The organism is Pseudoalteromonas sp. MEBiC 03485 (assembly GCF_004195145.1).
Classification (GTDB): domain Bacteria; phylum Pseudomonadota; class Gammaproteobacteria; order Enterobacterales; family Alteromonadaceae; genus Pseudoalteromonas; species Pseudoalteromonas apostichopi.
On the sequence record NZ_SGBT01000001.1, the window covers coordinates 2,904,735 to 2,920,120 of the forward strand.

Genomic DNA, 15,386 nt, shown 5'->3' on the forward strand with positions numbered 1-15,386 from the left:
CCCTTTTTCATCATTCATCATTTATCTTTTCTTTCAGAATATCTGTTTGCGAGTAAATCCGCTCAATATTGACAATCTTGCTGCGATTTAACGTAATCTTGTAACGCTGATACAAAGTCTCGTCTTCGCTCTGGGTAAACACTAATACAACATTTAATTGATAACGCCTCTCTACCGCTTTCTTAGAGATTTTATTGCTATCAAGATGATAGAGCTTACCTTCGCCTCGCTTTAAGTAGCGAGCAAACGGTGCCAAGCTAAATTGCATGGTTTGTTGAAGCGTATCATATCCGGGTAAAAACGCCTTGGCACTGACATGTGTTTCACTTGCAAAATGTAGCCACTGTGCAGCCTGTTTATTTTGATGCCGGCGCTTAGAAAAGATTTTTCTCACAGCTTTCGGAATACGTTTAAAGCTTGTGTATTCAAGCCAAATGTATTGGCTTGCGATCTTCTCTTTAGTAATACTGTTTTTAAACTGAAAGCGCCACTTTGGTCGGCCTCTAACAATCGCTCGCCAGATCACCCGTGTAATATCTTCTTTGAATATTTCACGAAGGCCATAAATCACACCTAAGATTAAAATCAACGTCGCTGTTACTTCGGTAAAATTTGAACGCGCATTTAATACAACTAACATCACAAATGCCATGATCACAGCAGTTACGGTACCCTTTACCATACGTTTTAAATAACTGTTTAAATGACGGGTGCTACGAGTAAGCACTACCCCATGCTCAATTAAACGTTGTAATAAACGCATTTTATTAGTGATACGATTTGCATCTTCAAGTGTTGATTGCGAGTTATACTCTTGTTCTTCTCGGTAACTGTTTTCTGCTTTACAAAACTCTAAAAGCTCGCTGCGCTCTTTTGCAAAATCACTACTGCGCGGCCCTTCATCTAGTAGTTTCAAAAATGACTGCTCTACATGCCAACTTAAGTAGTTATCGGCGTTTTTATAAAACGGCAGTAGCTTTTCATCATCTGGGGTATAGCGCCTTAGCTTTTTCAACAAGCCTTTGGTTTGCTCGCACAATTCGATAGCGGCAGGATAAAACTCTTCGGCTTCTTGGTGTTTTAGGGTGTCTTTAATATCGGCATTCAGCGCTAGTCGAACTTGATAACAATACAAGTTTAAGTTTTGCCGATAATCTTGCTGTTCACCTTTGTTTTTACTAACAAAGCGACTTCTCACTAAGGGTAAGTGAATGTTGTTAGCGTTATACGCAAGATGCGATTTAAAATTGTTATTAAAGAATGATTCTTCACTCAGTGTTTGTGGATTAACACTCATTTCATTCGGAATGGAGAAATATAGGTCGAGTCGTTGCTCTGTGCGTGGTTTAAGCTCAGGCTCGATAATAAAAGATAAGTTTTCGTCTTGTTTAAGCAATATCGCCTCGTTTGTTAAAAGTACCCTTATAGTTTACGCGTTGATATACTTTCAGACAATAAAAAAGGCCCAGTAAAAACTGGGCCTTAGTAATCATTTCAAACTAGATTAGAACTTAACGTTCATACCAGCGAAGAAACGACGACCTAGTACATCGTATGTGTACGGGTCAGTGTTTGAGTCATTGTTACCTGAGTAGTAAGGTGCTTGCTTATCGAATAAGTTGTTAACACCTGCAGAGAATGACACTGTGTCGTTCAGGATGTATGAACCACTGATGTCGTGGTATACAACAGTACCAACACTTGGTACTAGACATTCGCTATCGTCAGCAAGACATGCATAGCTGTCTAAGCCGTCGATCATACGTGCTTGGTATTGTGCATCCCAGTTGTCGCCAGACGCGTTAAGAGTGAAGTTAGACTTAACTTTCGCGTAGCTACCGATACCTGAAGTTACAAGACCTGTGTAATCGATTGTGCTTGTGCCTGAATCAACGATGTACTCATCAAGGATAGTTACATCAAGACCTGTGCGCCAGTTAAGACCTGCAGCTTCAAATGCATACTTGAAGTTTACGTCGTAACCTTTAGTAGATTCGTTACCAATGTTTTGTAATTGGTTATTGAAGCTAATGCGACCAGTGCTTTGGTTGAAGTTGATTGCAGAAGACTGACATAGTGCAGTATCTTGGTTCTTGTATGCGCCCGTAGAAGCATCAAGACAGTTTTCAACGATGTATTGGTTGTTTACGCTTGAAATTGAGTTTTCGATTTCAATTTCGTAGTAGTCAACAGTCATTGAGAAACCATCTAACCACTCTGGAGCGTATACGAAACCAGCTGTTACTGTATCAGCAAGCTCTGGAGTTAATTGGTCGTTACCACCAACAGTTACTTCAGCTTGGTCTTGTGCACCAGGGAAGTTTACTTGTTCGAATGAAGGTGATTTACCTTGGTAAAGCTCAGATACTGTAGGTGCACGGAATGCAGTTGAACGAACTGCACGTAGCATTAGTTCGTCATTTACACGCCATGTTAGACCTAGTTTCCAAGTCTCATCTGAACCAAATGTGCTGTAATCGAATGCACGAACAGCAGCGCTTAAGTCAACCATTTGTGCAAATGGTGCATCAGCTAGAAGTGGAACAGCGAATTCTACGTAAGCTTCGTTTACGTCAAAACGACCACCAGTTGGCTCAACACGTGGGTCATTTGCAAGACCTTGTGAAGTTAGTGAATCTGGAACATACCATGCTTTTTCTTCACGACGCTCGATACCAGCAGCGAAACCAACGTAACCAGCAGGAAGTTCCATTACTTCACCGTTAAGGCCAGCAGAAAGAACTAATAATTGGCTACCACCTGAATTGTTTTCAGTGTAGTTGTACTGTGCAAGGTTGCTACCTGACCAATCAGCTTGATCAAGTGGGTTAAAGTCACCCTCTTCGATTGCGTCTTGGATTGAACCCATGTTTAGTAGGTTAGTTGCGCGGTCAACTGAGTCGTTACGACCGAATACTACTGAAGTATCCCAGCCCCAACCATTGTCGAATGCACCGTCAAGACCGATTACTGCGCGAACTGTGTCAACAACTTGCTCATAACCACGAGGACCAACATCAGTCATACGACGACCGTAAGAGATGTCTTCACCGTCAGCTACACCGTGAGAAAGAAGTGAATCACCCATTGTTTCTGCATCATAAGTGAAGTCAAACCATACTGGCTGTGGAGCCATTTGTTGAGTTGACCAACGCTTAGAGTAAGTGAACTCAGAAACTAAACGCGTTTCATCAGTTACGTCAAAGTGGCCGATACCTGTTAGGTTTAAACGACGCATTGGCGTGTAAAGGTAGCTTGTTGCTGAGTAGTTGTAAGCATCACCTGCTGAAGTGAAGTCATGCCACTCGCCATCTGCTTGACCTTGTAAGCTTGCATTTTCAGCCCAAACGTGACCGAAAGGCGTGTAAGAAGAACCACCACAGTAGAAGCTACCGTTATCGTAATCTTCTTCGATTGGACAATCAGAGAAATCACGGTCTGCTTGAGAAGCATCGCCACGGTCAGTGTATTGTAAACCAATTACAACGTTACCACGGTCAAAGCTTGAACCCATTGTGATATCGAAAGACGTTTCGTCCGCATCGCCTTCACCAGTGATAGCACCGTTAAGGTTCATGTCTAGACCTTCGAAGTCGTCTTTTAAGATGATGTTAACAACACCAGCTACCGCGTCAGTACCGTATACAGCAGATGCGCCGTCTTTTAGTACTTCAACTTGCTTAATCATTGATACTGGGATTGTGTTTAAGTCAACAGTAGATGCTGCACCAGTACCAGAGTTGATCATACGACGACCATTAACTAGTACTAGAGTACGTTGTGCGCCTAAACCACGTAGGTCAACACGTGCGTTACCGCCTGAACCGTTGTTAACAGCAGGGTTAGTCATCGCACCGCTTGCTGCAGTCATTTTTTGTAGAACGCCATCGATGCTTGATGCACCCATTGCTTTGATGTCATCTGCGCCGATTAAAGTTACAGGACTAGACGTCTCCATATCGGTACGCTTAATGCGAGAACCTGTAACTTGAATTTTTTCAATAGACTCTGCTGCATCATCAGCAGCTAAAACTTGCATGCTTGAAAACATTGGGATTGCTGAAACAACAGCTAAACCAAGAATTGATTTTTTCATGTGAAAACCCTACTTGTTGGAAATTTACCTTTAATCAGGTAGCGCTCGTTATTATTAGAATCACGAGTCAGCGGAGGGCAACTTAGGCTCAGTTAACTGAACGAAAACTGAATGGAAGATTAAATAAAAAACACCACAAAAATGACGGACCCATTTCAGGTAATAAGGTTTCATGATGTATCAATGTTAACAGAAAAAAACACTTCTATATCAGAAAGGTAAGATTCTTTAGTAGCAAAAAAAACATGATTGAAATCAATTGCACGCACTTTGTAATCAAGTGTAACTAAAGCCCAATTAGTGCTACAAATGAAATTTTTACAAGTTGATCACACCACGTTATAAAAACCGTAAAAGCTTGGTAAGACTGCTAACCATACTTATTCACTAAAATTAACTAAATAGACAAAGTTAGCCTGTTAAACAGTGAATTAGAGGATGATTTTTTACTTTTGTTCCATCAGTTTGAAACTAACGTATAAAAATACGTTTAATGAAGAGCATTAAAGTATAAATAAATGACAAGGTAATGACGTTACTCACAGCTTCAGCGAAATTCGAAGCTGTGAGTAATAAAAATAGCGGTTGGTGTTAGCGAGTTTGAATTGAATCGAAATAATAAAACAAAGTACGAGGCTGATTATCAGCAGTGTTATAAGTAAGCGTCATTTTCCAAGTCATGACAGGTTCAGAACACGCTCCGACCATAGTGTCAGCAACCCAAACCTGCCCTTTGCGTTTAAACTGTAGTGGGATGAATCCCATATACATAGTGACACCTTCAAGTTTTGCAGCTAGATTTTTGGCCCCGTTTGGCAGCTTTAGGTTAATTGCAAAGGGCGTTTCCGGGCTGATGTCTGGGTTACTCAGCCAAGCTTCTGCATTATTTGGGTAATAACAATGACGATTGTTCTCACAACTTGTACTTGTTCTGTCCTCTTCTATACTTTGGCTATCACATGCAGCTAAAAATACACTAAAAAGGAACACGGTGAATAAACTAGTTCGCACTCTATTTGCCTGTATAAAATAAAAGCGGATACTAATTAGCTACCCGCGAAAAGACAACCATGCTAGATGGAATAAGCTAATAAAAATACAAACTCTGACAAAAAATAACCAACAAAGCGCTAAAATTTGATTGATGTCATAATTTTATGCAATTGACCTATCTTTTTAAGGTCAAAAATTTTATCATTTCCATCGCAAAAATAAGGGTTTCTCGAGTTTGTTTTCTGAAGCTAGCACCTCTAAGTTGGCTTTAGGTAACACGCTTGTGAAGTAATAGTAGGCCCCACTTTTAATAAAGTGGGTAATTCATTTCTAAAACGCATTAATTGCAGCGGAAGCCAGAAAATGAGCCAAACAGTAGCATCACAAACTGAGTACAATTATAAAGTTGTACGCCAATTCGCTATTATGACAGTGATTTGGGGCATCGTTGGCATGAGTGTTGGGGTTCTGATTGCTGCCCAATTAGCTTGGCCAGCACTTAACTTTGATACACCATGGTTAACTTACTCTCGACTACGTCCGTTACACACGAACGCAGTAATTTTCGCATTTGGTACAAGTGCACTTTTTGCGACGTCTTATTACGTCGTACAACGTACATGTCAAACGCGCCTTTTCTCAGATAAACTAGCAGCCTTCACCTTCTGGGGTTGGCAACTTGTTATCGTACTAGCAGCGATTACCTTACCATTAGGTATCACAAGCTCTAAAGAATACGCAGAACTTGAATGGCCAATCGATATTCTTATCGCCGTTGTTTGGGTGACTTACGCAGTTGTATTCTTTGGTACGTTAATCAAGCGTAAAGTATCGCACATCTATGTTGCGAACTGGTTCTACGCTGGTTTCATCATTACTGTTGCCGTTTTACACATTGTAAACAGCATGGCAATTCCAGTTTCACTAACTAAATCATACTCTATCTACGCAGGTGCTGTAGATGCAATGGTTCAGTGGTGGTACGGTCACAACGCTGTTGGTTTCTTATTAACTGCTGGTTTCTTAGGTATGATGTACTACTTCGTACCAAAACAAGCAGGCCGCCCTGTTTATTCATACCGTCTATCGGTAGTTCACTTCTGGGCTCTTGTTTCTTTGTACATCTGGGCAGGTCCTCACCACCTACATTACACTGCGCTTCCAGATTGGACGCAAAGCTTAGGTATGGTTATGTCAGTTATCCTATTCGTTCCATCTTGGGGTGGTATGATCAACGGTATCATGACGTTATCAGGTGCATGGCATAAACTACGTACTGACCCAGTACTACGTTTCTTAGTTGTTTCTCTATCTTTCTACGGTATGTCTACGTTCGAAGGCCCAATGATGGCTATCAAGTCAGTAAACGCGCTTTCTCACTACACTGACTGGACTGTAGGTCACGTACACTCAGGTGCACTAGGTTGGGTTGCAATGATTTCTATCGGTGCTATCTATCACCTAATCCCTGCACTATTCTCACAAGGCCGTATGTACAGTGTTAAACTAGTTAACACGCACTTCTGGTTACACACTGTTGGTGTTGTTTTATACATCGTAGCAATGTGGATCTCAGGTGTTATGCAAGGTCTAATGTGGCGTGCAGTAAACTCAGACGGTACGTTAATGTACAGCTTTGTACAGTCATTAGAAGCTTCGTATCCGTTCTATGTAATGCGTTTCCTAGGCGGTGTATTCATCGTAACAGGTATGCTAATTATGGCTTACAACGTTTATCGTACTATTGCTGCGAAGAAAGATTCGCTTCAACTAGACGCTGACGCACAATTGGCATAATGGAGTAGCACGATGAGCAATAATAATTCACAAAACAAACACGAAATAGTCGAAAAGAACGTTGGCCTTATGGCTATCTTGACTGTCTTTGCAATCAGCTTTGGTGCACTAGTTGAGATTACTCCACTAATGTTCCAAGACGATACGACTAAACCTGTTGATGGCCTACGCCCTCTTACAGCATTAGAAATGGAAGGCCGTGACATCTACGTGCGTGAAGGTTGTTACAACTGTCACTCACAAATGATTCGCCCTTTCCGTGACGAGGTTGAGCGTTATGGTCACTACTCTGTAGCTGGTGAGTCAGTATGGGATCACCCATTCCAATGGGGTTCTAAACGTACTGGTCCTGACCTAGCTCGTGTTGGTGAGCGTTACTCAGACGATTGGCACCATGCTCACTTAATGGATCCACGTGCAGTGGTTCCTGAGTCAAACATGCCAGCGTTTCCTTGGTTAGACGAAAACAGAGTCGATACGACCCATACACTTAAAAAGCTTCAAATATTCCGTGATAGCTTCGGAATTGACAAAGCTAGCGACCGTTACGACGGTAAAGGTTATGGTAGTGACGAAGAGCTACAAGCTGACATTGCGAAAATCGAAGCCATGAACGATGGTAAAGGCGCAACTGAAATGCAAGCTCTAATCGCTTACTTACAACAGCTTGGCACACACTTGAAGTAATTATTATGGATTACGGAACATACAGAGGCATTTTGACTCTGGTAATTTTAGTACTGTTTATTGTGATTGTTGTATGGGCATACAGCAAGCGTAGCAAAAGCCGATTTGATGACGCTGCTAATGCCATATTTGAAGATGAAAAAAAACACAACAACACAATCTCTAACGAGGAAAAGGAGTCTGAGAAATGACTAGCTTTTGGAGTATATGGGTTATTGTATTAACCCTAGCGTGTCTTGCTATCATCTTCGGCCTACTTCTGTGGAACTTGAAAAACTACACAGGTGTTAAAGAAGGCGAAAGCTGTGGTCACGAGTTTGACGGCATTGAAGAACTAAATAACCCACTTCCAAAATGGTGGACTTACATGTTCTTCGCAACATTTATTTGGTCTGTATACTATCTTGCAGCCTACCCTGGTTTAGGTAACTGGGAAGGTTTAGGTAAATGGACAAGTTCTAACCAAGGTATTACTTCTCTAGCTGAGTCTAAAGAAGCGACTGAACAAGCATTAGCTAATGGTGAGAACGTTCAATTAGACCAAGAATTTATTGCCGCTGATGAGCGTTTTGGCCCAATCTTTGAGTCATTTGCAAAACAAGATATTGAAACACTAGTTAAAGATGAAAAAGCGCTTGAGATTGGTCAACGTTTGTTCTCACAAAACTGTGCACAATGTCATGGTTCAGATGCACGTGGTGGTCAAGGCTTCCCTAACCTAACGGATAACGATTGGTTATATGGTGGCACACCAGACAAAATCAAAGAAACACTTCTTTATGGTCGTGTAGCTGCGATGCCACCATGGGGTGATGCGCTTGGCGAGCAAGGCATTAAAGAAATGACTGCTCACGTACTTAGCCTTTCAGGCCGTACAGTTAACCAAAAAGACGCTGCTGCAGGTGCTGCTAAGTTTGCAATGTGTGCTGCGTGTCACGGTGCTGACGGTAAAGGTTCGGTTGCACACAACTTACCATTTGGTGCACCTAATCTAACAGATAACATCTGGTTATATGGTGGTTCAAAACGTGCCGTTGAAGAAACACTAACCAATGGCCGCGCAGGTGTAATGCCAGCATGGAAAGACATTTTAGGTGAAGATAAAGTACACCTACTAACTGCTTACGTTTACAGCTTATCGCAAGATAAATAACCACGCGGTTAAAAAAATGTATAAACAATTAATCATTTAATTCAATAGATTAATTAAGATCAAAAAAGCCTCTATCTAGAGGCTTTTTTTTAGTCTTTTGCTTTTAAATCCGATAAAATGCTTACAACGTTTTTAAAGGTATAAGTACTATGAAACCCACTCCTTGGTATAAAAACTTTTGGCCATGGTTTTTAATCTCTTTTCCTCTTGCAGCGATCATTGGCTGCGCTGGTCTTATTTATATGGCAATTGGTAACGGCCCAGATATGGTTGTTGATGATTACTATAAAAAAGGTAAAGCAATTAACCTTGAACTCAGCAAATTTAATAAAGCAAAAGCGCTTTATTTACATGGCGATTTAAATGTTACTAACGACAAAGTTGCATTCACCTTCACTAAAGGTGATGCAAGCAATGTCCACTCTTTAAAAATGTCATTTTATCACCGCACCATTAAGGCAAATGACTTTGATGTGAGCTTAATGAAAAACGCCCATGGCGATTTTACAGCCCTACTCGACGCTCATGTTGACGGCGCATATACAGTGTTTATTGAACCAATAGATAACAGTTGGAAACTCAAAGAAGACATCATTTTACCAACTGATAAAACAATTTCGATTAGCCCTGAATATAAGTAGTAAACTCTAATGTCCGATAATTGCTTTCATTGTCTTGAAAGTGTGCCAAAAGGCTTTAATGCGACTGTCGAAATAGACGGTAAGGCACAACCTATGTGTTGTATTGGTTGCCAAACGGTTGCAGAAAATATCGTCGCCCAAGGCATGACCGATTACTATAAATTTAGAACCGTTCGCTCTGGTAAAGTTGAACAACTTGTTCCAGAGCAACTCGAGTTGATCAAAAGTTACGATAACGAAGATATTCAAGACGAGTTTATTTCTGCCTCTAATAATTTATCCGAGGTGCTACTAACGGTTGAAGGCATAACTTGTGCTGCTTGTGCGTGGTTAATCGAAAAACAATTACTCAATCTAAAAGCGATAAAACGCGTTGATGTAAATACATCGACCAACCGTGCCATGATCCAATGGGATAAATCGGTTACTCCGCTTAGCCAAATTATTACCTCATTACACGAAATCGGCTATAAAGCTTATCCGTTTCAGGCAGACCTTGAGGCCAGTCAAAAACAGCAAGCTGCTAAAGCCTATATCCGCCGTTTAGGTGTTGCGGGTCTAATGACCATGCAAGTAATGATGTTCGCTTTTGCCATGTATTTTGGCATGTTCTCGGGCATGGAAGAAAACTTCGAACAGTATTTCCGCTGGATAAGCCTTGTGCTTGCTTCACCGGTAATTCTCTATAGTGCCCTACCATTCTTAACTAATGCGATTAATGGTTTAAAAGCAAAACAGCTAAATATGGACCTACCCGTATCTTTAGCAATTTTTGGTGCTTATGGGGCAAGTTGTTATGCCACTTTAATGTCTGTTGGCGAAGTTTATTTTGAATCTATCTGTATGTTTACCTTTTTATTATTACTAGGTAAATATTTAGAATTTAGAGCTCGCTTAAAAGCCAGTGAGTTTACTGCTAACTTGCAAAAGTTACTGCCCCTTACAGCCCGTATCATCGATGAAAACAATCAAGAATCAATTATCGCAGCTAAAAAGCTAAGACTAGGTGATGTTGTATTAATTAAAGCAGGCGAAACAATTCCTGCTGACGGTATCGTTATACAAGGTCAAACAACTGTTGATGAAGCCATGATGACAGGTGAGCATCAGCCAGTTAATAAGTTTATTAACCATCAAGTATACGCAGGCACTATTAACCACGATGGTGTGATCCGTATTGAGATCAACAAAATCGGTCAAAATACCTTACTTAATCAAATTATAAAGTTACAACACACAGCTTTAACTAAACGCCCAAGATTAGTTGAAATAACTGATAAGGTGGCTCAGTGGTTTGTAGCGTGTTTATTAGTGTTTGCGTCAATTACAGCGATTGGCTGGTATCAAATAGACCCTGAGCATGCTTTTTGGATTACTATTTCGGTGCTTGTTGCAACCTGCCCTTGCGCACTGAGCTTAGCGATTCCTACCGCCCTTACGTGTGCAGTAGCAAGCCTGACAAAGCGTGGTATTTTAATTAAACAAGCCCATGTATTAGAAACGCTACCGCAACTAACCGATATTGCCTTTGATAAAACAGGCACCCTTACCCAAGGTCGTTTCACTATAGAGCGAGTTGAACTAGTAAACAGCCAGTATAGTGAAGCTGACGCATTACGACTAGCAGCGCAACTTGAAAGTTTCTCTGAGCACCCGATTGCTAATGCATTCGCTGGTTTCAACGATACAGTGAACCCAATTGAGAATGTTACAATCGAACCGGGTAAAGGCATTACAGCAGAACTTAATAATCAGCACTATGCGATAGGTAAAAGTGGCTGGTTCGATACTGATAAAGCAGATGCTCAAGCAACCTTGTATATCAATAAACAAGTAGTTGCGCGCTTTTACCTAGCCGATAGCTTACGTAACAACGCAGAAAAATTGATTACTAAACTGCATTCACAGCAGCTCAAGTGTCATATGTTAACTGGTGATGCTTCAAACAGTGGTGAGCAAATTGCTAAGCAGTTAAATTTAGATACTGTACATGCAGCATGTAGCCCTCGTGACAAACAAACCCATGTTGAAGCATTGGCTAGCAAAGGTGCCATTGTTGCTATGGTTGGTGATGGTGTGAATGATAGCCCGGTATTTGCAAGTGCCCATTTATCTATTGCGATGGAAACTGGCGCCGATATTTCCAAAAATAGTGCCGATGTGGTATTACTCAATAGTGATCTAACCGCCATTGAACATTTGCTTACTGTCTCGAAGAAGACTCGCCGTATTGTTAAGCAAAACTTGGCATTATCACTTATTTACAATGGTTCGATTTTACCACTTGCAGCACTAGGACTTGTAGCTCCTTGGATGGCCGTTATTGGTATGTCTGCAAGCTCCATTTTGGTTATTACCAACTCATTAAGGTTATTAAAACTATGAGTATCATCTACATCCTCATCCCAATTGCCATTTTATTTGTGCTAATTGCTATTGGTGTGTTCTTTTGGGCTGTAAAAAGCGAACAATTTTCTGATTTAAACAAACAGGGCCACAGTATCCTGTTTGAAGACGATAAAGAGCAGCACAACAAAAGTAATGATTGATCCGCAGTTTATTAGTGCATTTGTAATGGGCTTGTTAGGCAGTGGTCACTGTCTGGCTATGTGTGGTGGTATTTCCAGTAGTTTACAACTTGCCGCTAGCAAAAATCGTGCAGTTCGCTTTTCTATTGCTTATAACCTTGGCAGAGCGCTCAGTTACATGCTTGCCGGTGCTCTAGTAGCCGGTATTAGTAGTCGCTTCGCTGCACAAAATACCTCAATCTCAGTAGGTTTATCGTTTCTAAGTGGTATTTTTATGCTACTTGTTGGGATTTATATCATGCGCCTAGCGCCCACCCTACAGTGGCTAGAAAAATTAGGAAAAACGCTAGTATGGCAGCATTTATCTAAACTGAATCGTTATTTACTACCTGTCGATACAACGCCAAAGGCCCTGTTGTATGGCGCTTTATGGGGATGGCTGCCGTGTGGATTAGTTTATTCGGCACTAACTTGGGCACTTACCAGCCCTTCTGCCCTTCACGGTGCTGGGGTAATGTTATTTTTTGCCTTAGGGACATTTCCTGCAATGATTAGTATTGGTCTAGTCAGTCAAAAAATAAACACTATTTTCAACCATGTTTGGATTAGGGTTATTCTAGGCAGCGTAATAATATGGTACGGTATATACTTATTAATTATAGCAACCGATAAGCTAATTCATTAATCTTAGCGGTTGTTAACTTATTTGAATGGATTTGATGTATGGACTTCTCACAAAACAAGTCAAAAGGCTTATGCACAATTAGCTGTAATAATTGCAGTATCAGCCAGCTATGTTTACCATTTTCATTAAACGGTCAAGAAATGGATCGTCTAGATGAAATCATCGAACGTAAAAAACCACTGCATAAAGGTGATTATTTATTTGAATCTGGTGAAAGCTTAAATGCCATTTATGCTGTGCGCTCAGGTTCGTTTAAATCTTACACTCTATCTGAACAAGGTGACGAGCAAATTACCGGTTTCCATTTAGCTGGCGATTTAGTCGGTTTCGATGCAATCAACAAAATGGCACATCAAAGTTTTTCTCAAGCCCTTGAAACATCTATGGTGTGTGAAATTCCATTCGATACGCTTGATGAATTAGCCGGTAAATTACCAAAATTGCGCCAACAAATTATGCGTTTAATGAGTAATGAAATTAACTACGACCAAGAAATGCTGTTGTTACTCAACAAAAAATCAGCTGAAGAGCGCCTTGCAAGTTTTATTTACAACTTGGCTGAACGCTTTGGTGAGCGTGGTTTTTCACGTAAAGAATTCCGTTTAACTATGACGCGTGGTGAAATCGGTAACTACTTGGGCCTAACTGTTGAAACAATTAGCCGCCTTTTAAGTCGCTTTCAAAAGGCTGGTTTTATTAAGGTTGAGGGCAAGTTTATCACCATTTTGGACCAGCAGGCACTTGCTACAACAGCGGCAATTAAATGTAAATAGAGTTTGATTTAACGCAACTTTATACTGTTTACCCCTTTAACTGTTCTAAATTTAGGTTACACTCAAAGTACTACTTTTTGCGGAACAGTTAAGGAGCAGCACATGGACGCAATTAAACGAATTTTAGCAGTTATAGACCCAACTAAAGAGCAGCAACACAGTTTAAGCCGCTCAATCGATCTAGCCAAAAAATCTGGCGCGACCATCACCGCTTTCCTCAGTATCTACGACTTCTCTTATGAAATGACAACTATGCTTTCAGCTGATGAGCGTGAAGCAATGCGAGAAGCCGTGATAAAAGACCGCCAAGAATGGTTAAATGAACAAATTGCACTTTATCCAGAACTCACTATTGATAGTTGTGTGGTTTGGCATAACCGTCCTTACGAAGCTATTATTAACACCGTGATCAACGATGGCTTTGATCTTGTTGTTAAAGGCACTCATCAACACGACACACTAAAATCGGTTATTTTCACACCTACCGACTGGCACCTTATTCGTAAGTGCCCTGCTCCAGTGTTACTTGTTAAAGAAAAAGAATGGCCAGCTCAGGGGAATATTCTAGCAGCTGTGAACGCGGTGAGTGAAAATGAGCAACACCTTGAACTTAACAAGCGTATTATTAATGATGCCCGCTTCATTTGTGACTTAGCCAATGCCACGCTTAATATTGTAAATGCGTACCCAGCAACACCGGTTAATATTGCAATAGAAATCCCAGAGTTTAATCCTGGCGTTTATAACGAATCAGTTAAAAAACATCACTTTGAATCAACGCTCTCTTTAGCTAAAGGGTTTGATATTGACCAAGCTCAATGCTACATAGAGGAAGGTTTACCAGAAGATGTCATTCCAGATGTTGCTGCACGCCTTAACAGCGAGTTAGTAGTGATTGGTACTGTTGGTCGCACTGGCTTGAGTGCTGCGCTAGTTGGTAATACTGCAGAGCACGTTATTGATAGTCTTGATTGCGATGTCTTAGCCCTAAAACCAGATGGCTATGTGAGCCCTCTCGCTAAGTAACAACCAGGATATGTATTAAAAAAGCCCCAGTTTGGGGCTTTTTTTATATATTTGTTACATCAATGAACAGTGATTCATCAATGTTTGTTGATGAGACCACCGCCTCGCTAAAGTCATAGCTTTCACGATTGCCTTCTCTATCAAGTGGTAAGTTTTCAAAATCAAACAAGTTTCTATCAGCAAGCTGGCTTGGGCTGACATTCTGTAAAGACTTAAAGATACTCTCAACGCGACCTGGAGTTTTCTTATCCCACTCTGTCAGCATCGCTTTAATTGATTGACGCTGTAGATTTTCTTGAGAACCGCATAGGTTACATGGAATGATCGGGAAATCTTTGTGCTCAGCGTATTTAATTAAATCTTTTTCACGACAATATGATAACGGACGAATAACTACGTTACGTTCATCATCTGAACGTAATTTTGGTGGCATCGCTTTTAATCGTGAACCATGGAACATATTTAAAAACATAGTTTCGACGATGTCATCCAAGTGATGACCTAGTGCTAGTTTGGTCGCACCAATTTTTTCTGCAAATGAGTAAAGTGTACCGCGACGAAGTCGTGAACACAGACCGCAGGTTGTTTTGCCCTCTGGTACTTTTTCTTTTACTACTGAGTAAGTATCTTTATCAACGATGTAATACGGGATATTTAGCGTTTCAAAGTAATCAGGCAAAATATGCTCAGGAAAACCAGGCTGCTTTTGATCAAGGTTTACGGCAATCACTTCAAATTTAATTGGCGCAGCTTTTTGTAAATTAAGCAAAATATCAAGCATTGCGAATGAATCTTTACCACCACTGATACATGCCATAACAACATCGCCGTCTTCAATCATGTTGTAATCAGTAATCGCATTACCAACATGCCTTCTTAGACGCTTTTGAAGTTTATTAAATTCAAGAGTTTCTTTTCTAGTATCAGTTTGATTCATTTGCTCTGCTCATACAGGCTTTACTAAGCCATGTTTCATAGTAAAAAGTTCGGCGTGGATTATACGGACT

The 15,386-nt window shown here is 40.7% G+C and carries 14 protein-coding genes; 10 read left to right on the forward strand and 4 right to left on the reverse strand.

Annotated elements, in window-relative coordinates:
• Positions 1-10 precede the first annotated feature (10 nt).
• The 3 genes from EVU92_RS13370 to EVU92_RS13380 form a co-directional block, all read right to left on the reverse strand.
• A complete protein-coding gene (locus EVU92_RS13370) occupies positions 11-1,396 on the reverse strand; it encodes a hypothetical protein (RefSeq protein WP_130051642.1) in 1,386 nt (461 codons plus the stop codon).
• Positions 1,397-1,504: 108 nt separating this feature from the next.
• Positions 1,505-4,096: a TonB-dependent receptor gene (locus tag EVU92_RS13375; RefSeq protein WP_130051643.1), complete on the reverse strand. Its 2,592-nt coding sequence runs from the start codon at positions 4,094-4,096 to the stop codon at positions 1,505-1,507.
• Between the two features lie 591 nt (positions 4,097-4,687).
• Positions 4,688-5,107: a hypothetical protein gene (locus EVU92_RS13380; protein ID WP_130051644.1), complete on the reverse strand. Its 420-nt coding sequence runs from the start codon at positions 5,105-5,107 to the stop codon at positions 4,688-4,690.
• Between the two features lie 345 nt (positions 5,108-5,452).
• Here EVU92_RS13380 and ccoN point away from each other — a divergent pair, with 345 nt between their 5' ends.
• From ccoN to uspE, 10 genes are all read left to right on the forward strand, one after another.
• Complete coding sequence (gene ccoN, locus EVU92_RS13385) at positions 5,453-6,886, forward strand: cytochrome-c oxidase, cbb3-type subunit I (RefSeq protein ID WP_130051645.1); 1,434 nt, start codon at positions 5,453-5,455, stop codon at positions 6,884-6,886.
• Between the two features lie 12 nt (positions 6,887-6,898).
• Entirely contained in the window at positions 6,899-7,573 is a 675-nt protein-coding gene (ccoO, locus tag EVU92_RS13390; RefSeq protein ID WP_130051646.1) for a cytochrome-c oxidase, cbb3-type subunit II, read from the forward strand.
• Positions 7,574-7,578: 5 nt separating this feature from the next.
• A complete protein-coding gene (locus EVU92_RS13395; RefSeq protein WP_062569269.1) occupies positions 7,579-7,764 on the forward strand; it encodes a cbb3-type cytochrome c oxidase subunit 3 in 186 nt (61 codons plus the stop codon).
• Positions 7,761-8,726: a cytochrome-c oxidase, cbb3-type subunit III gene (gene ccoP, locus EVU92_RS13400; protein ID WP_130051647.1), complete on the forward strand. Its 966-nt coding sequence runs from the start codon at positions 7,761-7,763 to the stop codon at positions 8,724-8,726. Before EVU92_RS13395 ends, ccoP begins: the two co-directional genes overlap by 4 nt.
• Before the next feature lie 149 nt (positions 8,727-8,875).
• The gene (locus tag EVU92_RS13405; protein WP_130051648.1) at positions 8,876-9,367 is read left to right on the forward strand and encodes a FixH family protein; all 492 of its coding nucleotides are present in this window, start codon (positions 8,876-8,878) and stop codon (positions 9,365-9,367) included.
• Between the two features lie 9 nt (positions 9,368-9,376).
• Positions 9,377-11,752 carry a heavy metal translocating P-type ATPase gene (locus EVU92_RS13410; RefSeq protein WP_130051649.1) on the forward strand — a complete coding sequence of 792 codons (2,376 nt, stop codon included), beginning with the start codon at positions 9,377-9,379 and terminating at the stop codon, positions 11,750-11,752.
• Positions 11,749-11,916, forward strand: coding sequence for a cbb3-type cytochrome oxidase assembly protein CcoS (gene ccoS / locus EVU92_RS13415; RefSeq protein WP_058551123.1), 168 nt, complete (start codon positions 11,749-11,751; stop codon positions 11,914-11,916). The genes EVU92_RS13410 and ccoS overlap by 4 nt, the downstream gene beginning before the upstream one ends.
• Positions 11,909-12,580 carry a sulfite exporter TauE/SafE family protein gene (locus tag EVU92_RS13420; protein ID WP_130051650.1) on the forward strand — a complete coding sequence of 224 codons (672 nt, stop codon included), beginning with the start codon at positions 11,909-11,911 and terminating at the stop codon, positions 12,578-12,580. Before ccoS ends, EVU92_RS13420 begins: the two co-directional genes overlap by 8 nt.
• 38 nt (positions 12,581-12,618) lie before the next feature.
• Positions 12,619-13,353: an FNR family transcription factor gene (locus EVU92_RS13425; protein ID WP_130051651.1), complete on the forward strand. Its 735-nt coding sequence runs from the start codon at positions 12,619-12,621 to the stop codon at positions 13,351-13,353.
• A 102-nt stretch (positions 13,354-13,455) separates the two neighbouring features.
• The gene (gene uspE / locus EVU92_RS13430; RefSeq protein ID WP_130051652.1) at positions 13,456-14,379 is read left to right on the forward strand and encodes a universal stress protein UspE; all 924 of its coding nucleotides are present in this window, start codon (positions 13,456-13,458) and stop codon (positions 14,377-14,379) included.
• 43 nt (positions 14,380-14,422) lie between these two features.
• Here uspE and ttcA read toward each other — a convergent pair whose 3' ends face one another.
• Complete coding sequence (ttcA, locus tag EVU92_RS13435; protein WP_130051653.1) at positions 14,423-15,316, reverse strand: tRNA 2-thiocytidine(32) synthetase TtcA; 894 nt, start codon at positions 15,314-15,316, stop codon at positions 14,423-14,425.
• Between the last annotated feature and the right edge of the window lie 70 nt (positions 15,317-15,386).

Coding starts and splice junctions, on each gene's coding strand:
- ttcA (WP_130051653.1), bottom strand. CDS start 15,316: ATGAATCAAACTGATACTAGAAAAGAAACTCTTGAATTTAATAAACTT.
- ccoS (WP_058551123.1), top strand. CDS start 11,749: ATGAGTATCATCTACATCCTCATCCCAATTGCCATTTTATTTGTGCTA.
- EVU92_RS13420 (WP_130051650.1), top strand. CDS start 11,909: ATGATTGATCCGCAGTTTATTAGTGCATTTGTAATGGGCTTGTTAGGC.
- ccoN (WP_130051645.1), top strand. CDS start 5,453: ATGAGCCAAACAGTAGCATCACAAACTGAGTACAATTATAAAGTTGTA.
- EVU92_RS13405 (WP_130051648.1), top strand. CDS start 8,876: ATGAAACCCACTCCTTGGTATAAAAACTTTTGGCCATGGTTTTTAATC.
- EVU92_RS13410 (WP_130051649.1), top strand. CDS start 9,377: ATGTCCGATAATTGCTTTCATTGTCTTGAAAGTGTGCCAAAAGGCTTT.
- ccoP (WP_130051647.1), top strand. CDS start 7,761: ATGACTAGCTTTTGGAGTATATGGGTTATTGTATTAACCCTAGCGTGT.
- EVU92_RS13425 (WP_130051651.1), top strand. CDS start 12,619: ATGGACTTCTCACAAAACAAGTCAAAAGGCTTATGCACAATTAGCTGT.
- uspE (WP_130051652.1), top strand. CDS start 13,456: ATGGACGCAATTAAACGAATTTTAGCAGTTATAGACCCAACTAAAGAG.
- ccoO (WP_130051646.1), top strand. CDS start 6,899: ATGAGCAATAATAATTCACAAAACAAACACGAAATAGTCGAAAAGAAC.
- EVU92_RS13395 (WP_062569269.1), top strand. CDS start 7,579: ATGGATTACGGAACATACAGAGGCATTTTGACTCTGGTAATTTTAGTA.
- EVU92_RS13375 (WP_130051643.1), bottom strand. CDS start 4,096: ATGAAAAAATCAATTCTTGGTTTAGCTGTTGTTTCAGCAATCCCAATG.